General features: G+C 74.1%; 19 protein-coding genes and 1 pseudogene. 12 read left to right on the plus strand and 8 right to left on the minus strand.

Annotation, left to right across the window (positions count from 1 at the left end):
- The 4 genes and pseudogenes from H1A17_RS28550 to H1A17_RS28565 all read left to right on the plus strand — a co-directional run.
- A pseudogene (locus H1A17_RS28550) lies at window positions 1-372 on the plus strand (ATPase); the annotation flags it as partial.
- A complete protein-coding gene (locus H1A17_RS28555) occupies window positions 369-776 on the plus strand; it encodes a roadblock/LC7 domain-containing protein (RefSeq protein WP_030329975.1) in 408 nt (135 codons plus the stop codon). The pseudogene H1A17_RS28550 and the gene H1A17_RS28555, both read left to right, overlap by 4 nt.
- Window positions 777-868: 92 nt before the next feature.
- Window positions 869-1,231, plus strand: coding sequence for a DUF742 domain-containing protein (locus tag H1A17_RS28560; protein ID WP_088647420.1), 363 nt, complete (start codon window positions 869-871; stop codon window positions 1,229-1,231).
- Complete coding sequence (locus tag H1A17_RS28565; RefSeq protein WP_088647419.1) at window positions 1,212-1,835, plus strand: ATP/GTP-binding protein; 624 nt, start codon at window positions 1,212-1,214, stop codon at window positions 1,833-1,835. Before H1A17_RS28560 ends, H1A17_RS28565 begins: the two co-directional genes overlap by 20 nt.
- Before the next feature lie 58 nt (window positions 1,836-1,893).
- On the opposite strand, the gene H1A17_RS28570 is transcribed toward H1A17_RS28565, so the two are convergent.
- The 5 genes from H1A17_RS28570 to H1A17_RS28590 are packed head-to-tail and all read right to left on the minus strand — an operon-like array spanning window position 1,894 to window position 9,500.
- Window positions 1,894-2,982: a uroporphyrinogen-III synthase gene (locus H1A17_RS28570; RefSeq protein ID WP_145921727.1), complete on the minus strand. Its 1,089-nt coding sequence runs from the start codon at window positions 2,980-2,982 to the stop codon at window positions 1,894-1,896.
- Window positions 2,982-3,329 carry a nitrite reductase small subunit NirD gene (nirD, locus tag H1A17_RS28575; protein WP_145921726.1) on the minus strand — a complete coding sequence of 116 codons (348 nt, stop codon included), beginning with the start codon at window positions 3,327-3,329 and terminating at the stop codon, window positions 2,982-2,984. Before nirD ends, H1A17_RS28570 begins: the two co-directional genes overlap by 1 nt.
- Entirely contained in the window at window positions 3,326-5,893 is a 2,568-nt protein-coding gene (gene nirB / locus H1A17_RS28580) for a nitrite reductase large subunit NirB (protein WP_194823337.1), read from the minus strand. The genes nirD and nirB overlap by 4 nt, the downstream gene beginning before the upstream one ends.
- A 29-nt stretch (window positions 5,894-5,922) precedes the next feature.
- Window positions 5,923-7,356 carry an FAD-dependent oxidoreductase gene (locus H1A17_RS28585; protein WP_194823338.1) on the minus strand — a complete coding sequence of 478 codons (1,434 nt, stop codon included), beginning with the start codon at window positions 7,354-7,356 and terminating at the stop codon, window positions 5,923-5,925.
- Complete coding sequence (locus H1A17_RS28590; RefSeq protein WP_145921723.1) at window positions 7,353-9,500, minus strand: molybdopterin oxidoreductase family protein; 2,148 nt, start codon at window positions 9,498-9,500, stop codon at window positions 7,353-7,355. The genes H1A17_RS28585 and H1A17_RS28590 overlap by 4 nt, the downstream gene beginning before the upstream one ends.
- Window positions 9,501-9,650: 150 nt before the next feature.
- Between H1A17_RS28590 and H1A17_RS28595 the strand changes: the two genes are divergently transcribed.
- The 7 genes from H1A17_RS28595 to glmM all read left to right on the plus strand — a co-directional run bounded on the left by H1A17_RS28595 (window position 9,651) and on the right by glmM (window position 15,154).
- Window positions 9,651-10,349: a class I SAM-dependent methyltransferase gene (locus H1A17_RS28595; RefSeq protein ID WP_194823339.1), complete on the plus strand. Its 699-nt coding sequence runs from the start codon at window positions 9,651-9,653 to the stop codon at window positions 10,347-10,349.
- A gap of 89 nt (window positions 10,350-10,438) precedes the next feature.
- A complete protein-coding gene (locus H1A17_RS28600; RefSeq protein ID WP_145921722.1) occupies window positions 10,439-10,696 on the plus strand; it encodes a DUF6364 family protein in 258 nt (85 codons plus the stop codon).
- Window positions 10,686-10,979 carry a type II toxin-antitoxin system PemK/MazF family toxin gene (locus H1A17_RS28605; protein ID WP_145921721.1) on the plus strand — a complete coding sequence of 98 codons (294 nt, stop codon included), beginning with the start codon at window positions 10,686-10,688 and terminating at the stop codon, window positions 10,977-10,979. Before H1A17_RS28600 ends, H1A17_RS28605 begins: the two co-directional genes overlap by 11 nt.
- A gap of 121 nt (window positions 10,980-11,100) precedes the next feature.
- Entirely contained in the window at window positions 11,101-12,543 is a 1,443-nt protein-coding gene (locus H1A17_RS28610; RefSeq protein WP_194823340.1) for a nitrate/nitrite transporter, read from the plus strand.
- A 211-nt stretch (window positions 12,544-12,754) separates the two neighbouring features.
- Complete coding sequence (gene rplM, locus H1A17_RS28615) at window positions 12,755-13,198, plus strand: 50S ribosomal protein L13 (protein WP_088647410.1); 444 nt, start codon at window positions 12,755-12,757, stop codon at window positions 13,196-13,198.
- Between the two features lie 20 nt (window positions 13,199-13,218).
- Window positions 13,219-13,683, plus strand: coding sequence for a 30S ribosomal protein S9 (rpsI, locus tag H1A17_RS28620; RefSeq protein ID WP_088647409.1), 465 nt, complete (start codon window positions 13,219-13,221; stop codon window positions 13,681-13,683).
- 115 nt (window positions 13,684-13,798) lie between these two features.
- Window positions 13,799-15,154: a phosphoglucosamine mutase gene (gene glmM / locus H1A17_RS28625; RefSeq protein ID WP_145921720.1), complete on the plus strand. Its 1,356-nt coding sequence runs from the start codon at window positions 13,799-13,801 to the stop codon at window positions 15,152-15,154.
- A 57-nt stretch (window positions 15,155-15,211) separates the two neighbouring features.
- Here glmM and H1A17_RS28630 read toward each other — a convergent pair whose 3' ends face one another.
- Window positions 15,212-16,408 (minus strand): pyridoxal phosphate-dependent aminotransferase, encoded by a 1,197-nt coding sequence (locus H1A17_RS28630; protein ID WP_145921719.1) that lies wholly within the window; start codon window positions 16,406-16,408, stop codon window positions 15,212-15,214.
- 148 nt (window positions 16,409-16,556) lie between these two features.
- Window positions 16,557-17,051 carry a hypothetical protein gene (locus tag H1A17_RS28635; RefSeq protein ID WP_194823341.1) on the minus strand — a complete coding sequence of 165 codons (495 nt, stop codon included), beginning with the start codon at window positions 17,049-17,051 and terminating at the stop codon, window positions 16,557-16,559.
- 962 nt (window positions 17,052-18,013) lie between these two features.
- Between H1A17_RS28635 and glmS the strand changes: the two genes are divergently transcribed.
- The gene (gene glmS, locus H1A17_RS28640; protein WP_194823342.1) at window positions 18,014-19,927 is read left to right on the plus strand and encodes a glutamine--fructose-6-phosphate transaminase (isomerizing); all 1,914 of its coding nucleotides are present in this window, start codon (window positions 18,014-18,016) and stop codon (window positions 19,925-19,927) included.
- Window positions 19,928-19,935: 8 nt separating this feature from the next.
- Here glmS and H1A17_RS28645 read toward each other — a convergent pair.
- Window positions 19,936-21,006, minus strand: a 1,071-nt coding sequence (locus tag H1A17_RS28645; RefSeq protein ID WP_194823343.1) for an alpha/beta hydrolase, incomplete at its 5' end; no start/stop codon positions are given.

Raw genomic sequence — 21,006 nt, forward strand, 5'->3', positions numbered from 1 at the left:
CCCGTACCGCCGGCCGCCACCGCGTCGCCGACGTACGGCACACCTCCGCCGGCCGCCCCCGAGGCCCCCCCGGCGACCCCGCCGGGCACCGATCCCGACGCGTGGCGGACGGCGGCCGACGAGGGCTGGACCCGGGCCAGCCAGGCGGCCGAGCCGGCCAACGCCGGCACCACCCGGTCCGGCCTGCCCAAGCGGGTACCCCAGGCACAGCTCGTGCCCGGCGGGATCGAACCGAAGGGCGGCCGGGACCGTAGCCGCCGCACCCCCGACGAAGTACGCGGCCTGCTCTCGGCCTACCACCGCGGCGTACAGCGCGGACGCACGGCGGGCGCGGACCTCAACAGCACCTCGACCAAGGAGACGAACCGATGAACAGGCCAGCTGCCATGCAGGACATGGGTTGGCTGCTCACCAACTTCGCCGACAGCGTGGCGGGTATCGCCCACGTGGTGGCGGTGTCCGCGGACGGGCTGCTGCTCGCCTCCTCGCGGGACCTGCCCGCCGACCGGGCCGACCAGCTCGCGGCGATCACCTCCGGCGTGGTGAGTCTGACCGAGGGTGCCGCCCGGATGTTCAGCGCTGGCGGGGTGCTGCAGACAGTGATCGAGATGGACAGCGGCTACCTGTTCCTGATGTCGATCAGCGACGGCTCGTCGATGGCGGTGCTCGCCGCCCGCAGCTGTGACGTGGGTCAGGTCGGCTACGAGATGGCGCTGCTGGTCGAGCGGGTGGGCGCGGCGTTGGTGCCGCTGCCCCGGGACGCCGTGCGCTCGTAGCCACGGGCGGTGGGTGGGCCGGGCGCGACCGCGTCCGGTCCGAGTGACGAAGCATCCGGGCCCGGACCCGGGCGGGAGGAGGTGATCGAGGGATGGACCCCCGGCGGGACCCACGTGGAGCGCTGGTACGTCCGTACGCGGTCACCCGGGGCCGCACCGAACCGAGCCGGGACATCGCGCTGGAGGCGGTGCTCAGCTCCAACGCGACCCAGGTGGCCGAGTCCCGCTTCGCCGGACACGACAAGTACCGAATCGCCACCGTCTGCGAGGGACGGGCGCAGTCGCTGGCGGAGATCGCCGCGTACACCCGGATGCCGCTGGGCGTCGCCCGGGTGCTGATCGCCGACCTGGTCGCCGACGGTCTGCTCACGCTACACACTGCCGCTCCCGCCGAGGGGTTCGAGGAGCGAATGGAAATCCTTGGAAGGGTGCTAAGTGGACTTCGCAGGCTATGACCCCGCCGGGTCGCGCCAGAGCCGGGGAATCGTCTCCGCGAAGATCGTGGTCGCGGGTGGCTTCGGCGTGGGCAAGACGACCCTGGTCGGGGCGATCTCCGAGATCACTCCGCTGACCACCGAGGCGCTGATGACCGCCGCCGGTGTCGGCATCGACGACCCGTCGAAGGTGCCCGGCAAGGAGACCACCACGGTCGCCATGGACTTCGGCCGGATCACCATGGCGCAGGACCTGATCCTGTACCTGTTCGGCACCCCCGGCCAGACCCGGTTCTGGTTCATGTGGGACGAGATCATCCGGGGGGCGGTGGGTGCCGCCGTCCTGGTGGACACCCGCCGGATCACCGACGCCTTCGCCCCGCTGGACTACTTCGAGAACCGCAAACTGCCGTACGTGGTCGCGCTGAACCGGTTCGACGGCTCGGACCTGTACGAGCCGGAGGAGGTCCGCGAGGCGCTGGCCATCTCGGCGGACGTGCCGCTGGTGATGTGCGACGCCCGGGACCGCGAGTCGGTCAAGCAGGTGCTGGTGACGGTGGTGGAGCACGCCATGATCCGGCTCCAGGCCGAGCACGGCCGGGGTTTCCCCACCCCGGTGGGCTGAGCCGACCGGTGACGACCCGGCCCGCCCCGCCGCGTGACGGTGGGGCGGGCCGTCCGGGTCACTCCACCCGGAGCCGGTAGCCGCGCTTGACCACGGTCTGCACCACCCGGGGTGCCCGCAGCCCCACCCGCAGCCGGGCCACCGCCATCTCCACCGCGTGCTCGTCGGCCCCCCGGGGCAGCGTGCGCAGCAGTTCGGTCCGGGACAGCACCCGCCCGGGCCGGGTGGCCAGCGCCCGCAGCACCGCCATCGGGGCGGGGGCCAGCGGACGCAGTTCCCCGTCGATGACGGCGGCGTGCCCGCGCAGGGTCAGCAGGTGTCCGGCCGCCTTCACGGTGACGGTACGGCGGGGCAGTTCGTCCACGATGGTGCGGACCAGCGCGCCGAGCCGGGCGCGGCTCGGCGCGCTGACCGGCACCCCCCGCCGGACCAGGGGTTCGGCGGTCACCGCGCCGACGCAGCTGACCAGGACGTCCCCGCGCAACGCGGCGAGCACCGTCTCGGTCCGGTCCCCGGCGGCCCGCAGCAGCGCCTCCGCCGCCGGGGCGGAGGTGAAGGTGACGGCGTCGACCAGCCGGCCGGCGACGAGGTCGATCAGCCGGTGCAGCGGGGCCGGGTCGGTCGGCGGGGCCCACCGGTAGACCGGCACCTCGATCACGGTCGCACCGGCGGCCTCCAGCGCCTCGGTGCACTCCGGCTGCCGGTCGCCGTGCAGTTGCATGGCGATCACCTGCCCGGCCACCCCGCGCCGGCACAGGTGCTCCACCACCTCCTCGCAGCTCTCCGAGGCCGGCGACCACTGGTCGTGCAGTCCGGCGGCGCGGATCGCGCCCCGCGCCTTGGGTCCCCGGGCCACCACGTAGGCCCGGGACAGCACGTTCTTCAACGGCTCGGCCAACCCCCAGCCCTCGGCCGCCTCCAGCCAGCCGCGCATGCCGATGCCGGTGTTCGCCATCAGCACGTCCGGTGGCCGGTCCAGGCAGGCCCGGGTGGCGTCCCGCAGGTCGGTGTCGTCGGCCAGCGGCACGATCCGCAGGGCCGGGGCGAGCACCACCCGGGCACCGCGCCGTTCCAGCAACGCGGCCAGTTCGTCGCGTCGCCGGTCGGCGGTCACCCCGATGGTGAAGCCGGCCAGTTCGTCCCGCATCACTCCTCCTGTCGCAGCCGCACCTCGACCAGGCCGTCCCGGCAGCGGACGTCGTACCGGGGCAGGGTCACCCCGGGCAGGTCCAGGCAGAGCCCGGTTCGCAGGTCGTACACCTGCTTGTGCAGGGGGGAGGCGACGGTGGGCGCCCCGCCCCGGCTGCCGACGATGCCCCGCGACATCACGTACGCGCCGCTGAGCGGGTCGAGGTTGTCCACCGCGAACAGCTCGTCGTCGAGCCGGAAGATCGCCACCTGGACGCCGTCGACGAGGGCGGCGACGCCCCGGTCGGCCTCCAGCCGGTCCAGCGGGCACACCGGGGTCCAGTCGACGGTGACGGTGCCGCTCATCGCCGCACCTCCGGCAGGCCCAGGACGACCGGCTGCCGGCGGCGGGCGGCTGCCCCGTCGGGTGGCGTGCCGGCGTCGGGTGGCGCGGTCCCGGCGGGACGGGTGTCGCGGGTCGGCACCGGCTGGCCGCGTTCCACGGCGAAGGTGATCGACGGGTCCGGCACGTCGGGGGCGTTGACGAACGAGGTGAACCGGCGCAGCCGGTCGGGGTCGTCGAGCACGTCCCGCCACTCGTCGGAGTAGGACGTGACGTGCCGGGCCATCGCCGCGTCGAGTTCGGCGCAGAGCCCGAGCGAGTCGTCGACGATCACCGAGCGGAGGTGTTCCAGGCCGCCGTCCATCGCCTCGATCCAGGCGGCGGTGCGTTGCAGCCGGTCGGCGGTGCGGACGTAGAACATCAGGAACCGGTCGATCAGCGTGATCAGTTCCTCGGTGGTCAGGTCGGTGGCGAACAGGTCGGCGTGCCGGGGCCGGAAGCCGCCGTTGCCGCCGAGGTAGAGGTTCCAGCCGGTGTCGGTGGCGATGATGCCGAAGTCCTTGCTGCGTGCCTCGGCGCACTCCCGGGCGCAGCCGGAGACGGCGGACTTGAGCTTGTGCGGGGCGCGCAGCCCCCGGTAGCGCAGTTCCAGCGCGACGGCCAGGCCGACCGAGTCCTGCACCCCGTACCGGCACCAGGTCTCGCCGACGCAGGACTTCACCGTCCGCAGCGCCTTGCCGTACGCGTGGCCGGACTCGAAGCCGGCGTCGACCAGCCGCCGCCAGATCTGCGGTAGCTGCTCGACCCGGGCGCCGAACAGGTCGATCCGCTGCCCACCGGTGATTTTGGTGTAGAGCTGGAAGTCGCGGGCCACCTCACCGATCACGATCAGCTTGTCCGGGGTGATCTCGCCGCCCGGGATCCGGGGCACCACCGAGTAGCTGCCGTCGCGTTGCAGGTTGGCCAGGAAGTGGTCGTTGGTGTCCTGCAACGACGCCTGCTCGCCGTCGAGCACGTGCCCGGTGCCCAGCGAGGCGAGGATCGAGGCCACCACCGGCTTGCAGACGTCGCACCCCCGGCCCCGGCCGTGCTCCGCGACGAGCTGCGAGAACGTCCGGATGCCGCGCACCCGGACGATGTCGAACAACTCCTGGCGGCTGACGTCGAAGTGCTCGCAGAGGGCGGTCGACTGCTGCACCCCGGCAGCGTCGAGCAGCTGTTTGAGCATCGGCACGCAGGAGCCGCAGCTCGTCCCGGCCCGGGTGCACGCCTTCAACGCCGGCACGTCGCACGCCCCACCGGCGATCGCCGCGTCGATGTCGTCCCGGGTCACCGCGTTGCACGAGCAGACCTGCGCCGCGCCGGGCAGCGCGGTCACCCCGCCGCCGCCCTCGCCGGCCGGGGCCAGCAGCGCCAGCGGGGGAGCGGGCAGCGGCCCGCCGACGCTGGCCCGCAGCGTCGGGTAGGCGGTCGCGTCCCCGACCAGCACCCCGCCGAGCAGCGTCCGCGCGTCGTCGGAGAGGACCAGCTTCGCGTACGAGCGGGTGGCCGGGTCGGTGAACGTGACGTCCAGGCAGCCCGGGGTGGTGCCGTGGGCGTCACCGAACGAGGCCACGTCGACGCCGAGCAGCTTGAGTTTGGTGGCGCTGTCCGCGCCGGGGAAGGTGGCCGCGCCGCCGAGCAGCCGGTCGGCCACCACCTCGGCCATCGCGTACCCGGGGGCGACCAGGCCGTGGCAGGTGCCGTCCACGGCGGCGCACTCGCCGACCGCCCAGATCCGCTCGTCGTCGCTGCGGCAGGCCGCGTCGACCAGCACCCCGCCGCGCGGGCCCAGCGGCAGACCGGCGGCGCGGGCCAGCTCGTCGCGTGGGCGGATGCCGGCGGCCACCACGACCAGGTCGGCGTCGACCGTGCCGCCGTCGGAGAGGTCCAGGGCGGCGACCGTGCCGTCCGGGCCGGGCCGCAGCGCGGTGGTGCCCACCCCGAGGTGGGTGGTGACGCCCAGCTCCTCGACGTAGCGGCGCAGCATCGCCCCGCCCGCCTCGTCGACCTGCACCGGCATCAACCGGGGCGCGAACTCCACCACGTGGGTGCGCAGCCCCAGCAGCCGTAGCGCGTTGGCGGCCTCCAGCCCGAGCAGGCCACCGCCGATCACCGCGCCGGTCGACCGGCCCCGGGCGTGCGCCCGGATCGCCGCCAGGTCGTCGAGGGTGCGGTAGACGAAGACACCCGGCAGGTCGGTGCCGGTCACCGGCGGGACGAACGGGTACGACCCGGTGGCCAGCACCAGCGCGTCGTACGGGTGCACCCCGGTGGCGGTGGTCACCACCCGCCGGTCCCGGTCGATACCGGTGACCGGCTCGCCGAGACGCAGCTCCACCCCGTCGTCGGGGGTGTGCAGGTTCAGTTCCTCGGCGCTGACCCCGTCGAAGAACGCGGACAGCCGCACCCGGTCGTACGCCGGGCGGGATTCCTCGGCGAGCACCGTCACCTGCCAGCGCCGGTCGTGGTCGCGGGCGCGCAACGCCTCGACGAACCGCTGCCCGACCATGCCGTTGCCGACGACGACCAAACGTCCTCCGGTCATCGGGTCACCTCCTCGTGGTGTCATCACGGTCATCGGGGCGTCCGCGCCGAGTCCGCCTCGGACAGCCAGTCGACGATGCCGCCGACGGCCTGCCGGCAGCCACCGCAGCCGGTTCCGGCCCGGGTCGCGGCGGTCACCTCGTCGACCGTCCGGGCGCCGGCCTGCCAGCAGCGGACCAGGGTGCCCTTGTCGACGTCGTTGCACTGGCAGACGGTCGCCGTGTCCGGCATCAGCGCCGGGGAGGCGACGGGGGTGGCGGGAGCGCCGAGCGACCGGCCGAGCAGCAGTGCCCGCCGGTCGGTGGGGACCGGGGCGCCCCGGTCGAAGAGCTGCACCACCGTGCCGACCGACGGGTTGTCACCGAGCAGGATCGCCCCGGTGAGCCGGTCGTGGTGGATGCGCAGCCGGGCGTACGTGCCCCGGGCCGGGTCGCTGAAGGTCAGCTCCTCGCCGGGGCCACCGGCCGGGTCGCCCATCGAGGCCAGGTCGATCCCGGCGGCCTTGAGCCGGGTCACCACCGGCCGGGGCCGGTAGCGGGCGGCGGGGTCCTCCCCGGTGAGCAGCCGGGCCACCACCCGGGCCTGCGCCCAGGCGGGTGCGACCAGCCCGGCCGGGCCCTCGCCGGGTGGGCGGGCGCAGTCGCCGATCGCCGAGATCGCCTCGTCGCCGGTGCGCAGCCGGTCGTCGACCAGCACCCCCCGGTCGACGGTCAGCCCGGCGGCGGCGGCCAGCTCGGTGTCGGGGCGGACCCCGCAGGAGAGCACCAGCAGATCGGTGTGCAGGGCGGTGCCGTCGGCCAGGTCGAGCCGGACCCCGTCGGGGTCGGCGGCCAGCCCGGTCGCCGGGACGCCCAGCCGGGTGGCGACGCCGAGCCCGGCCAGCGTGCCGGCGAGCACCGCGCCGGCGGCCGGGTCGAGCTGCCGTTCCATCAGGTACGGGTGGGGGTGGACCACGGTCGTCGCGAGCCCCCGGGCGGCGAGGCCACGGGCCGCCTCCAGGCCGAGCAGCCCACCGCCGAGCACCAGCGCGGTGCGCGCCGACCGGGCGGTGGCGAGGATGCGACGGCAGTCGGCCAGGGTGCGGAAGACGGCCACCCGGGGCGGCAGGGCGGCCGGGTCGAGGCCGGCCAGCGGGGGCACCACCGCCCGGCTGCCGGTGGCGAGGACCAGGTGGTCGTAGTCGACGTCGCCGTCGGGGGTGCGCACCGTGCGGGCCGCCCGGTCGATCGCGGTGACCGCCGCGCCGGTCCGCACGTCGGTGCCCTGCCCGGCGACCTCGGCCAGCTCCACGTCGGGCTCGTCGACCTTGCCGGCGAGCAGCGTGGACAGCATGATCCGGTTGTACGCCCGGTGCGGCTCCGCCCCGAGCACGGTGACCTTGCGGTCCCCGTTGCGGGCGTGCAGTTCGGTGGCGAGCCGGGCGCCGGCCATGCCGTACCCGACGATCACGATGTGGCCGGTCATGCCCGCTCCACCCGGACCGCGCAGATCTTGAACTCGGGCATCCCGGAGACCGGGTCGAGGGCGTCGTTGGTGACCGAGTTGGCGCGGGCCGCCCCGGGCCAGTGGAACGGGGCGAAGACGGTGTCCGGCCGGATGGTCGGGCTGAGTCGGGCCGGCGCCCGCAGCTCACCCCGGCGGGAGGCGACCCGTACCTCGTCGCCGTCGCCGACCCCGAGCCGGGCGGCCAGGTCGGGGTGCAGTTCGACGAAGCCGTGCGGGGCGGCCCGGCGCAGCGCGTCGACCCGTCGGGTCTGGGTGCCGGACTGGTACTGGGCGAGCACCCGCCCGGTGGTGAAGTGCAGCGGATAGTCGGCGCAGACCGGCTCGGCCGCCGGCCGGTGCCGGACGGCGTGGAACCGGGCCCGGCCGGTCGGGGTGGGGAACGTGTCGGCGAAGAGCCGGGGGGAGTCCGGGCCGTCCGGGTCGGGGCACGGCCAGAAGACCCCGTCGGCGGATTCGATCCGTTCCCAGCTGACCCCGGCGTAGTCGGCGACGCCACCGGCGGAGGCCCGGCGCAGCTCGGCGAAGACGACCCTCGGGTCGGTGGGGAAGCGGTCCGCAGCCGGTTTCGCCGGGCCGGCCGGCACCGGGTCGTCGGGGGTGTCGAGGCGGGCCGCGAGGTCGGCGAGGACGGCCAGGTCGGTGCGGACGCCGGGAGGCGGTGGACGCAGCGCGCGGCGGCGCAGCACCCGACCCTCCAGATTGGTCATCGTGCCGTCCTCCTCGGCCCACTGGGCCACCGGGAGCACGACGTCGGCCAGTTCGGCCGTTTCGGAGCGCAGGAAGTCGGCCACCACCAGCAGGTCCAGCCCGCGCAGCCGGGATTCGACCCGGGCGGCGCGGGGGGCGGAGACCACCGGGTTGGAGCCGAAGACCAGCAGCGCGCGGGGGCCGTCGGGGGTGCCGAGCGCGTCGAGCAGCTGGTAGGCGGGCACCCCGGGACCGGGCAGGTCGGCCGGGTCGACGCCCCAGACCCCGGCGACGTGGGCGCGGGCGGCCGGATCGTCGATCTTGCGGTAGCCGGGGAGCTGGTCGGCCTTCTGGCCGTGCTCGCGTCCACCCTGGCCGTTGCCCTGGCCGGTGAGGCAGCCGTACCCGGAGTGCGGGCGGCCGGGCAGGCCGAGGGCGAGGGCGAGGTTGACGTAGGCGCTGACCGTGTCGACGCCCTTGGCGTGCTGTTCGGCGCCCCGGGCGGTGAGGATGATCGCCGAACCGGCGGTGCCGAGCGCGCGGGCGGTCGCCTCCAGGTCGGCCACCGGCACCCCGGAGAGCCGTTCCACCTCGGCCGGCCAGTACTCGGCGACGGTACGGCGTACCGCGTCGAAGCCCTCGGTGCGGGTGGCGACGTACTCCCGGTCGATCAGTCCCTCGGTGAGTGCGATGTGCAGCAGCGCGTTGGCGACCGCGAGGTCGGTGCCGGGCAGTGGTTGCAGGTGCAGGTCGGCCTGCCGGGCGGTGGCGGTGAACCGGGGGTCGACCACGATCAGCCGGCCGCCCCGGGCCCGCTGGTCGGTCAGGTGGCGCATCAGCGGCGGCATGGTCTCGGCCGGGTTCGCCCCGACCAGCAGCAGGGTGTCGGTGCGGCCCAGGTCGGTCAGCGGGAACGGCAGCCCCCGGTCGACGCCGAAGGCGCGCAGTCCGGCCGCCGCGGCCGAGGACATGCACCACCGGCCGTTGTAGTCGATGTGCCGGGTGCGCAGCGCCACCCGGGCGAACTTGCCGAGGGCGTACGCCTTCTCGTTGGTGAGCCCGCCGCCGCCGAAGACGGCGACCGCGTCCCGGCCGTGCGTCCGTTGGACGGCGCGCAGCCCGTCGACGATCCGCTCCAGCGCGGTCTCCCAGCTCGCCGGGCGCAGCGTGCCCGCCGGGTCGCGGACCAGCGGGGTGGTCAACCGGTCGGGGTGGTCGAGCAGGTCGGCGGCGGTCCAGCCCTTCTGGCACAGCCCGCCCCGGTTGGTGGGGAACTGTCGGGGCTGGACCTCGATCCGGCCGTCGTCGGCGTCCCGCAGGACCATGCCGCACTGGAGCGCGCAGTACGGGCAGTGCGTCTCCGCCTCCCGGGGTGGGGGCCCCGTTCGTGTCGCGGCGCGTGCACCGTCTGTCATGTCCGCAAAGCGTGCCGCCGGGCGGTTTCCGACTGGGGTCCCTTCTGTTTCGGTCCTGTCAAGAGCGGTTCACACCGCACGGGGGTGTCGGACCGGACGGTAGGGTCTATGATGTGGGACAACAATCTTAATATGTGAGAGAGGTGGATCGTGGACGTGACGGCGGCCTTCGATGCGGTGGCGGGCTCCTACGATCAGGCCCGCCGCCGGCTCGTCCCCTGTTTCGACGACTTCTACGGCACCGCCGTCGAGGTGGCCGCCCCACCGCTGCGGGCCGCGCTCGCCGCCGGCCGTACCCCCGAGGTGCTCGACCTGGGCGCCGGCACCGGGCTGCTCTCGCTGCTGCTCACCGCGGCGCTGCCCGGGGTGCGGGTGACCCTGGTCGACGGGGCCGCGCGGATGCTCGCGGTGGCCGCCGACGGGCTGACCGCCCGGGGGGTGGCGCACCGCACCGTCGTGGCCGACCTGGCCGAGCCGCTGCCCGCCGGCCGGTACGACGCGGTGGTCTCCGCGCTGGCCGTGCACCACCTCGACGACGACGGCAAGCGGGCGCTCTACCGGCGGGCGGCCGACGCGCTCGTCCCCGGCGGGGTGTTCGTCAACGCCGAGCAGGTCGCCGGCCCCACCCCGACGCTGGACCGCCGGTACGACGACGTCTGGCTGGCGCACACCGCCGCGCGTGGCTCGGACGCCGACGAGATCGCCGCCGCCCGGGAGCGGATGCGGCACGACCGCCCGGCGTCGGTCGCCGACCAGTGCCGGTGGCTGGCCGACGCCGGCCTGGTCGACGTGGACTGCTTCTACAAGGCGTGGCGGTTTGCCGTCTTCGGCGGCCACCGCCCGGCCTGACCCGGGCCACCCCGGCCGGGCCTGTCCCGTGGGCGGTCCACCGGTGCATGGGGATGACCAGCGGTCATACCAGGGGTAGGATCGGCGGCATGACTGCCAAGGTGACCCTCTCGTTCTCGGACGAGACGATCGAGGAGGCCCGCCGGTTCGCCAAGCGGGAGGGCCTGTCCCTCTCCGCCTGGATGGACCAGGCCGCCCGGGAGAAGGCCCTGCGGGAGGTGTTCACCGCGCACGCCGAGGCGGTCGGCCGGGCCGGGCTCGACCTGGAATCCGCGGCCCTCGCCGAGGCCCGCGAGGTGGGGATGGTCGCCGACGTGCTGTTCGGTCGTCGCCCACGTGCTGCGTAGGGGAGAGGTCTGGCGCATCGAGGGCGCCCGGGAACGGCTCGGCCTGGTGATCAGCTCCGACGTCTACAACTCCACCGACGTGCCGATCGTGATCGTCGCCGAGGTGGTCGAGACCGCGCTGCTGCGTGACTCCCCGCTCGCCGTGCCGATGGGCGACAACGTGGTCATGCCCGACCGGCTGTCCGCGCCGATGAAGAAGTGGTTCACCGAGTGCGTGGACGTCGCCGACACCGAGACCATGCAGCGGGTGAACCGCGCGTTGCGCATCCTCCAGGAGCTCTGACCACCTCACCGCAGGCCGCCGGGCGACGTGCGATTCCCGTTTCCGGAACGACCCAACCGGGCCACCACCGGGAAACCGGCTCTGCCTACCATCCTCCTCATATCGATGAGGAGGAATCGTCGTGAGCTCGCTCGCCAGCAGCAGCAACTCCGCCGTCGACCCGCCGGGCACCACCGACGCACCGCCGGAGGCCGACCCGTCGACCGCCGTCGACCCGCCGGCCGGCCGGAGCGCCGGACGCCGGCACCGGCTCGACGACTGGCGTCCCGAGGACCCCACCTTCTGGCGGACGACCGGAGCGCCCGTCGCCCGCCGTAACCTCTGGGTGTCGATCTTCGCCGAGCACGTCGGCTTCTCGGTGTGGAGCCTCTGGTCGGTCACCGTGCTCTTCCTCGGCCCGGCGTACGGCATCGACCCGGCCGGAAAGTTCCTGCTCACCGCCGTACCGGCCGCGCTGGGGGCGGTGCTGCGGCTGCCGTACACCCTGGCGGTGGCCCGCTTCGGCGGGCGGAACTGGACGATCGTCAGCGCGCTGCTGCTGCTCGTGCCGGCGGTGCCGATGACGGTGCTGCTGGAGCCGGGGGTGTCCTACACCACGCTGATGGTGCTGGCCTGCCTGACCGGGGTCGGCGGGGGCAACTTCGCCTCGTCGATGGCGAACATCAACCTGTTCTTCCCCGACCGGCTCAAGGGCCGTGCGCTCGGGCTCAACGCCGGCGGCGGCAACCTCGGCGTACCGGCGGTGCAACTGGTCGGGCTGGCGGTGCTGGCCACCGCCGGGGCCGCGTACCCCCGGCTGGTGCCGGCGGTCTACCTGCCGCTGATCGTGCTGGCCGCGCTCGCCGCCGCCCGCTGGCTGGACAACATCCCGGACGCCCACAACGAGCCGGGCGCGCTGCGCGAGGCCGCCCGCGACCGGCACACCTGGGTGATGTCCCTGCTCTACGTGGGCACCTTCGGCTCGTTCATCGGCTTCGGGTTCGCCTTCGGCCAGGTGCTCCAGCTCCAGTTCGCCGAGCGGTTCCCCACCCCGGTCGACGCGGCCTGGCTGACCTTCCTCGGACCGCTGATCGGTTCGCTGATCCGCCCGGTCGGCGGGCAACTCGCCGACCGGCTCGGCGGGGCCCGGGTGACCTTCTGGAACTTCGTCGCCATGGCCGTCGGCGCCAGCCTGGTGCTCTTCGCCGCCCGGGAGCGCTCGTTCCCGCTCTACCTGGCCGGGTTCCTGTCGCTGTTCGTCTTCTCCGGCATCGGCAACGGGTCGACGTACAAGATGATCCCGGCGATCTTCCGGGCCCGCGCGACGGCCGAGGCGGAGCTGACCGGCGACCCCGCCGCCGCGCAGCGCCGGGCCCGGCGGCTCTCCGGGGCCCTGATCGGCATCGCCGGGGCGGTCGGCGCCTCGGGCGGGGTGCTGGTGAACGTGGCCTTCCGGCAGTCCTTCCTCGCCTCCGGCAACGCCGACGCCGCCTATCTGGCCTTCATCGGGTGGTACGCGCTCTGCTTCCTGGTGACCTGGACGGTGTACCTGCGGCCCGGCCCGGGTAGGCTGACCGGGGTGTGACCCTGGTCATGCGAGAAAATCGCAGGCCACACCGGTCGACCCCCCGTTTTGACCAGCCGACGGGGCGGCGGGTATCGTTGCCTGCTGTTGTACGACATCCAGAGGCGTGCCGCTCAGGTACGCTTGGTCGTTCGTGCGCGCTGGTCCGGCCGGGAAGCCTCTGGTCACCTCGGCGCGCGACCCCAGACCGACGACGAGACAAGGTAGACCTGTGCGTACGTACAGCCCGAAGCCGGGTGAGATCGAGCGTCAGTGGCACGTTATCGACGCCTCTGATGTCGTGCTGGGCCGCCTGGCCACCCACGCCGCCACGCTGCTGCGCGGCAAGCACAAGCCGACTTTCGCGCCGCACGTCGACACGGGCGACTTCGTCGTCATCGTGAACGCGGGCAAGGTGGCGCTGACCGGCAACAAGCGGCAGACCAAGGTCGCCTACCGGCACTCCGGTTACCCGGGCGGCCTCAAGCAGGTCGGCTACGAGGAGCTGCTGACCAAGCGGCCCGAGCGGGCGATCGAGCTGGCCGTGAAGGGCATGCTCCCGCACAACAAGCTGGGCCGTCAGCTGATCAAGAAGCTGAAGGTCTACGCCGGTGCCGAGCACCCGCACCTGGCGCAGCAGCCGGTGCCGTTCGAGATCAAGCAGATCGCGCAGTGAGCGAGGGCGAAGGAAACAGCATGACCGACATCACCGAGACCGAGGTCGCCCCCGAGGCCACCGAGGCCCCCGCGCCCGTCGCCCGCGCGCCGCGTGGTGACCGCCCGATCCAGACCGTCGGCCGCCGCAAGGAGGCCATCGTCCGGGTCCGCATCGTCCCCGGCAGCGGCAAGATCACCTGTAACGGTCGTGACCTGGAGGCCTACTTCCCGAGCAAGGTGCACCAGCAGCTCATCAAGGACCCGCTGGTCACCGCCGAGAAGCCCGAGGCGTTCGACGTCATCGCCAACCTGCGGGGCGGCGGCACCACCGGCCAGGCCGGTGCGCTGCGGCTGGCCATCGCCCGCGCGCTGATCGTCAGCGAGCCGGACGACCGCCCGGCCCTGAAGAAGGCCGGCTTCCTCACCCGGGACGCCCGGGTCAAGGAGAGCAAGAAGTACGGTCTCAAGAAGGCCCGTAAGGCACCTCAGTACTCGAAGCGCTGATCACCGACAGCGCGTTGTACTTCTGACGGACGGCCGGGTCCGCCTCCCCTCGCGGGAGGTGGCCCGGCCGTTCCGCTTTCTCCACTCATCGCAGTCGCACCGGAGGTTGGCGGGTATGGGTCGGTTGTTCGGCACGGACGGCGTACGCGGGCGGGCGAACGTCGACCTCACCCCGGAACTGGCGCTCGCGGTGGCCGTGGCCGCCGCGCACACACTGGCCGAGTCGGACCGCAGCCACCCGCCACTGGCCGTCGTCGGCCGGGACACCCGGGCCAGCGGCGAGATGCTGGAGGCCGCCGTGGTCGCCGGCCTCACCAGCGCCGGGGCCAGCGTCGTCCGGGTCGGCGTGCTGCCCACCCCCGCCGTGGCGTTCCTGACCGCCGAGGCCAAGGCCGACCTGGGCGTGATGCTCTCCGCCTCGCACAACCCGATGCCGGACAACGGGATCAAGCTCTTCGCCGCCGGTGGGCACAAGCTGCCCGACGAGATCGAGCTGCGGATCGAGGCGGCCGTCGAGGCCAACGCCACCACCGCCTGGAACCGCCCCGTGGGTGCCGGCGTCGGCCGGGTGCACGACCTGCTCGACGGCGCCGACCACTACGTGCAGCACCTCGTCGGCACCGTGCCGCACCGCCTCGACGGGATCAAGGTGGTGGTCGACTGCGCCAACGGGGCCGCCGCCGAGGTCGCCCCGGTGGCCTACCGGGAGGCGGGCGCCGAGGTCATCGCGATCCACGCCGAGCCGGACGGCCTCAACATCAACGACGAGTGCGGCTCCAACCACCTCGACGGCCTGCGGGCCGCCGTGGTCGAGCACGGCGCGCACCTGGGCCTCGCCCACGACGGCGACGCCGACCGCTGCGTCGCGGTCAACGCCGACGGCGAGGAGGTCGACGGCGACGAGCTGATGGCGATCCTCGCGCTGGCCCTGCGCGACGCCGGCGAGCTGACCCGGGACACCCTGGTCGCCACCGTGATGAGCAACCTCGGCCTGCGGCTGGCCATGTCCGCGCAGGGCATCCGGCTGGTCGAGACCAAGGTCGGCGACCGGTACGTGCTGGAGGAGCTGCGCGCCTCCGGCCTCGCCCTCGGCGGCGAGCAGAGCGGCCACCTCGTCATGCCCGCGCACGCCACCACCGGCGACGGGGTGCTCACCGGTCTGCACCTGATGGCCCGGATGGCGGCCACCGGCCGGTCCCTGGCCGAGCTGGCCTCGGTGGTCACCAAGCTGCCGCAGGTGCTGATCAACGTGCCGGTCGGCGACCGTACCGTCGGTGCCGCCGCACCCGCCGTCAAGGCCGAGGTCGAACGGGCCGAGGCCGAGCTGGGGGAGACCGGTCGGGTACTGCTGCGCCCGTCCGGCACCGAACCGCTGGTCCGGGTGATGGTCGAGGCCGGCACCGAGGAAGCCGCCCGGTCGGTGGCCGAGCGGATCGCCGAGCAGGTCCGCACCGCCAGCCCCGCCAGCTGACCGACCTCGGTCCGCCGTCCGCCGTCCGCCGTCCGCCGTCCGCCGGCCGCCGCCGGTTCAGCGCGCGGCAGCCAGGGCGCGCAGTCGGCCGGCCGCCTCGGTCAGCACCTCCGGGCGCTTGCAGAAGGCGAACCGGACCAGCCGGCGGCCCGCCTCGGCGTCGTCGTAGAAGACCTGGGTTGGCACCGCCACCACGCCGCAGCGTTCCGGCAGGGAACGGCAGAACTCCAGCCCGTCCCGACCGCCGAGGCCGGTGATGTCGGCGGTGACGAAGTACGTCCCCTCCGGGGTGAGCACCGCGAACCCGGCGTCGGTCAGGCCACCGATCAGCAGGTCCCGCTGCCGTTGGAGGCTGTCGCGGAAGCCGGTGTAGTAGTCGTCGGGCAGGGCCAGCGCCACGGCCACCGCCGGTTGCAGCGGCGCGGCGTTGACGTAGGTGAGGAACTGCTTGACCCGCAGCACCGCCGAGACCAGCGGGGCGGGCCCACTGACCCAGCCCACCTTCCAGCCGGTGCAGGAGAAGGTCTTGCCGGCCGACGAGATGCGCAGGGTGCGTTCCCACATCCCCGGCAGGGTGGCCAGCGGCAGGTGCGTGGCGGCGGCGTCGGTGAAGACGAGGTGCTCGTACACCTCGTCGGTGACCGCGTACACGTCGTGTTCCCGGCAGAGGTCGGCGACCAGGGTCAGCTCCGGTGCGGTGAAGACCTTCCCGGTCGGGTTGTGCGGCGAGTTCAGCAGCACCAGCCGGGTACGCGGCCCGAACGCGGCCCGCAGCTCGTCCGGGTCGAAGGCGTACCGGCCGTCGTCGCCGGGGCGCAGCGTCACCGGCCGCCGTACCGCCCCGGCCAGGGCGACCGACGCCGCGTACGAGTCGTAGTACGGCTCGAAGCAGATCACCTCGTCGCCCGGCTCGCAGAGCGCGAGGATGCTGGCGGCGATCGCCTCGGTGGCCCCGGCGGTGACGATCACCTCGCCGTCCGGGTCGTACGTCAGGCCGTGGAAGCGGAGCTGGTGCTCGGCGACGGCCCGGCGCAGCACGGGCACCCCCGGGCCGGGCGGGTACTGGTTGTGCCCGGAGCGCAGCGCCTCGGCGGCGGCGGCCAGCATCTCCGGCGGCCCGTCGGTGTCCGGGAAGCCCTGGCCCAGGTTGACCGCACCGGTCCGGACGGCGAGCGCGGACATCTCGGCGAAGACGGTCGTCCCGAACGGACGCATCCGGGCCACCAGCGGGTCGACATCGGTAGGCGTCGTCACGCCCGTCAGCCTACGGCCCGCGACCGCTCCTGCCACCAGGGCTCGTCACGGCCTTTCCGCCCCTGATCCGGCGTCCGCCCCTGCTCGGGCTTGCCGCACCGAGCCGGCGTCTGCCCCTGATCCGGCTTCCGCCGCTGATCCGGCGTCGTCAGCGGATCGGGCGGGCGTGGCACTGCACCCGCCAGTCGTCCGGACCGGCCACGTCGGTGACCCGGGGCCGGTTGCCGACGGTGGTGGCGCACCGGAACCCGCCCGGGTTGCCGTCGGAGCGGGCGGCGCTGACCAGCACCCGGTTCGGATCGTCGGTACGCAGCTCCATCCGCCAGGGCAGCCGTACCTTCTCCTGCTGGATGAAGTAGCCGTCCCCGTCGTAGAACTGGAGGTCCACCGGGCCGGTGCCGGTCACCTCGTACGTCACCGGGTACCGGCCGGGGCCGTCGGCCGGCCGGGTGGCGGGCGCGGACGGTTGGAACGGCTGCGGCGGGCTCCAGCTCGGCTCCGGTTCGTCGTCGTAGTAGCCCCGGCCGTAGGGGTCCTCGGTCGCCGTGTCCGGCCCGGTCCCGCCCAGCAGGGCACCGCCCCCGCAGAAGCAGGCGCAGCCGACGAGGGCGAGCACCACGACCACGGCGACCACGATGCCCACGACCGCACCGGCGCCGGTGGAGGACCGTCCGCCCGGCGACGGGTACCCGGGGTGGGCGAACGGTGGCGGATAACCCGGCGGCGGCCAGCCGTGACCGGGTGGTCCCCCGGGCCAGCCGGCGGCGGGCGGCCCGGCGGGGGTTCCGGGCGGCCCGGCGGGCCAGACGGCACCGGGCGTACCGGGGGCCGGGCCGGGCCGGTCGTAACCGGGCCAGCCGTGGCCGGGCGGTGCTCCGGGTGCGCCGGCCCAGCCTCCGGGTGCCGCGCCGGGCCAGCCTCCCGGGACCGCGCCGGGCCAGCCGGCGGGCGGCGGACCCCCGGGGCTCCCGGCGGACCAGTCGCCGGGCGTGCCGGACGGATCGACGGGGCTGGCCGGCGGATCGGCGGGTGTGCCGAGGGAGACCGAGCCGGGGGAGTTCGAGCCGACCGGGTCGGGGGAAGCCGAGCCGTGCGGGTAGGGAGAAGTCGAGCCTGTCGGGCCGGGGTGGCCGGCACCGGAGGGGTCGGATGCCGATCCGTGGGCCCAGGGGCCGGGGGCCGCCCAGGGCTGCGGGACCGCGAGCGGGTCCGGCGGGGCCCATGCGGACGGGCCCGGGGTGCCGGTGGGCCAGGGGGCCGGGCTGCCGGAGGCCGGAGGCGTCGGATCGCCGACCGCAGGGGTGGGATCGCTGGCCGCGGGAGCGGGGTCGCCGGGTGGGGGCGCGGGGTCGCTGGGGGGTGGCGTGTCGGACATGGCTGCTCCGGGGACGGAAAGGGAGGAAAGGGGCGTGCGGGCCGTCCCAGGGACGTTCCAGGGTCGCCGAGAGACTGTCGTACCGGCGGGCCGGCCGCAACCCCGTACGGCCGGACGGGCGTGACGGTCGTCCGATTGCCGCCCGTCACCGCCCGATCGCTCAAATTCGGTGATCGTTTGCCCGGCTTCTGCGCACACGAGGTGAGCGAAACTGGGTTAGGCTGCGAACCATGTGTGGAATCGTGGGTTACGCCGGCGCGCGCCCGGCGCTCGGCATCGTGCTCGACGGATTGCGGCGGCTGGAATACCGGGGGTACGACTCGGCCGGGGTCGCGATCGTCTGCGACGACGAGCTGCTCACCGAGAAGAAGGCCGGCAAGCTGGCCAACCTGGAGAAGGTCCTCTCCGAGCGGGCCGCCACCAACCCCGACGACTGCGCCGCGAGCCCGGTCGGCATCGGTGACGGCACCACCGGCATCGGCCACACCCGGTGGGCCACCCACGGCGGCCCGACCGACCGCAACGCCCACCCGCACCTGGCCCCCGACGGCCGGGTCGCCGTGATCCACAACGGCATCATCGAGAACTTCGCCAAGCTCCGTGCCGAGCTGGAGGACGACGGCGTCCAGTTCACCAGCGACACCGACACCGAGTGCGCCGCCCACCTGCTCTCCCACGCGCTCGCCGAGCTGCGGGCGGCCGGTGGCACCGACAGCCCGCAGCTGCTCGCCGCCGCGATGCGGGTGGTGTGCCGGCGGCTGGAGGGCGCGTTCACCCTGCTCGCCGTCGACGCGGCCATCCCGGGTGCGGTGGTCGGCGCCCGGCGTAACTCGCCGCTGGTGGTCGGCCGGGGCGACGGGGAGAACTACCTGGCCAGTGACGTGGCGGCGTTCATCGAGCACACCCGCGAGGCGGTCGAGCTGGGGCAGGACCAGATCGTCCTGATCACCGCCGACAGCATCGAGATCACCGACTTCGACGGCCAGCCGGCCACCGGCAAGGACTTCCACATCGACTGGGACTCCTCGGCCGCCGAGAAGGGCGGCTACGACTGGTTCATGCTCAAGGAGATCGAGGAGCAGCCGCAGGCCATCGCGGACACCCTGCTGGGCCGGCTCACCGAGACCGGGGAGATCGCCCTCGACGAGGTCCGCCTCAGCGACCAGGACCTGCGCGACGTCGACAAGATCTTCATCGTGGCCTGCGGCACCGCGTACCACTCGGGCATGGTCGCCAAGTACGCCATCGAGCACTGGACCCGCATCCCCTGCGAGGTGGAACTGGCCAGCGAGTTCCGCTACCGCGACCCGGTGCTCGACCGGTCCACCCTGATCGTGGTGATCTCGCAGTCCGGCGAGACGATGGACACCCTGATGGCGTTGCGGCACGCCAAGGAGCAGAAGGCCCGGGTGCTGGCCATCTGCAACACCAACGGCTCCACCATTCCGCGCGAGTCCGACGCGGTGCTCTACACCCACGGCGGCCCGGAGATCGCCGTCGCCTCGACCAAGGCGTTCCTCACCCAACTGGTCGCCTGCTACCTGATCGGCCTGCACCTGGCCCAGGTACGCGGGATCAAGTTCGCCGACGAGGTCGGCGCGGTGGTGGCCCAGCTCCAGGAGATGCCGGGCAAGCTGCGGGAGCTGCTGGGCCGGATCGAGCCGGTGCGGGAACTGGCCCGGGAGCTGAAGTCGGAGCCGACGGTGCTGTTCATCGGCCGGCACGTCGGCTACCCGGTGGCCCTGGAGGGTGCCCTCAAGCTCAAGGAGCTGGCGTACATGCACGCCGAGGGGTTCGCCGCCGGTGAGCTGAAGCACGGGCCGATCGCCCTGATCGACAAGGGCACCCCGGTGATCTGCGTGGTGCCGTCGCCGGTCGGCCGGGGGATGCTGCACGACAAGGTCGTCTCCAACATCCAGGAGGTCCGGGCCCGGGGCGCCCGGACCATCGTGATCGCCGAGGAAGGCGACGAGGCGGTGGTCCGCTACGCCGACCACCTGATCTACGTGCCGCGTACGCCGACCCTGCTCGCGCCGCTGGTCACCACCGTGCCGTTGCAGGTGTTCGCGGCCGAGATCGCCGCCGCCCGGGGGCACGACGTGGACCAGCCGCGCAACCTGGCGAAGTCGGTCACCGTGGAGTAGGACATCGCTCACCGGCCGAGCACGATCCGGGCCATCCCGTCCAGAGCGGGGTTGTCGGGCTCCCAGTAGCCGGTGTGGCCGCCCCACCCGCTGGGGAAGGTCCGGCCGCCGAAACCCGGATCGCTCGGGTCGTGCCCGAACCACAGTCGGTGGTCGTCCGGGCGGAACAGCGAGGCGGCGCTGGCCAGCGGCGAGGTGGCCAGCACCGCCCGACCGGCCAGCTCCCGGGGCGGCTCGACCAGCCGGATCACGTCGTCGCCGGCGGTGCTCGACCAGACCTGCCCCGGTGGCAGGCCGAGCGCTCCGGCCCGGTCCACCCCCACCCCCGGTGACCCGACGAAGGCCAACGCGTCGGCGGCCAACCCGTGGTCGCGGGCGGCGCTGCCCACCACCAGCGAGCCGTAGCTGTGCCCCAGCACGGTCTGCCGGGCCGGCGGCCCGTCGTGGGTGGCGCGCAGCCCCTCCTGGAAGCGGTGCAGGTCGGGCCCGGCGTCCCGGGCCTGGGCGGGTGAGGACGCCTCGGGCAGGAAGTCGGGGGCGTCGTAGTCCAGCCAGAGCACCGCCGCCGTCTCCTCGCCGGGGGCGAGGGCGGTGCACCGGTCCTGCACCCGGGCGGCCCGGCCCAGCTCACCGGGGACGTCGGCGAGGTCGCTGGTCATCCCCGGCACGTAGGTCAGCACCCGGCGGGCCCGGTCCGGGTTGCCCAGCGCGACGATCGCCCGGCCGTCTCCGCGCGGGTCGAGCCCGAGCAGGTACGGCCGGGGTCCCGTCGTCGCGGCGAGCCGCCCGGCGAGCCCGTCCAGGGCGGCCAGCGCCCGGTCGATCCGGCGCAGCCCGGAGCGCCCACCCGACCCGCTGGCCGACAACGCCCGGCGTTCGGCCAGCAGGGCCTCCCGGTGCCCGGCCAGCAGCAGCCGGTTCGCCTGGTCCCGGGCCGCCGCCGGCACCCCGTCACGCGGGCCGGTCCGGGCCGGTTCGTGCAGCACCAGCCAGCGCCGTTGGGCCGGGGCGAGGCCGTCCCACCAGGCGCGGACCGCCGCCGGGGTGGCATCGTCGGCCGGCCGGCCCGGTGGTGGCCG

Origin of the sequence: Micromonospora sp. S-DT3-3-22, assembly GCF_015354745.1 — a bacterium.
Classification (GTDB): Bacteria; Actinomycetota; Actinomycetes; order Mycobacteriales; family Micromonosporaceae; genus Micromonospora; species Micromonospora wenchangensis.

Bases quoted from the DNA above. Each gene is read 5' to 3' on its own strand.
- H1A17_RS28555 (WP_030329975.1), top strand. From the start codon at position 369: ATGAACAGGCCAGCTGCCATGCAGGACATGGGTTGGCTGCTCACCAAC.
- H1A17_RS28560 (WP_088647420.1), top strand. From the start codon at position 869: ATGGACCCCCGGCGGGACCCACGTGGAGCGCTGGTACGTCCGTACGCG.
- H1A17_RS28570 (WP_145921727.1), bottom strand. From the start codon at position 2,982: ATGCGGGACGAACTGGCCGGCTTCACCATCGGGGTGACCGCCGACCGG.
- nirD (WP_145921726.1), bottom strand. From the start codon at position 3,329: ATGAGCGGCACCGTCACCGTCGACTGGACCCCGGTGTGCCCGCTGGAC.
- nirB (WP_194823337.1), bottom strand. From the start codon at position 5,893: ATGACCGGAGGACGTTTGGTCGTCGTCGGCAACGGCATGGTCGGGCAG.
- H1A17_RS28585 (WP_194823338.1), bottom strand. From the start codon at position 7,356: ATGACCGGCCACATCGTGATCGTCGGGTACGGCATGGCCGGCGCCCGG.
- H1A17_RS28590 (WP_145921723.1), bottom strand. From the start codon at position 9,500: ATGACAGACGGTGCACGCGCCGCGACACGAACGGGGCCCCCACCCCGG.
- H1A17_RS28600 (WP_145921722.1), top strand. From the start codon at position 10,439: ATGACTGCCAAGGTGACCCTCTCGTTCTCGGACGAGACGATCGAGGAG.
- rpsI (WP_088647409.1), top strand. From the start codon at position 13,219: ATGACCGACATCACCGAGACCGAGGTCGCCCCCGAGGCCACCGAGGCC.
- glmM (WP_145921720.1), top strand. From the start codon at position 13,799: ATGGGTCGGTTGTTCGGCACGGACGGCGTACGCGGGCGGGCGAACGTC.
- glmS (WP_194823342.1), top strand. From the start codon at position 18,014: ATGTGTGGAATCGTGGGTTACGCCGGCGCGCGCCCGGCGCTCGGCATC.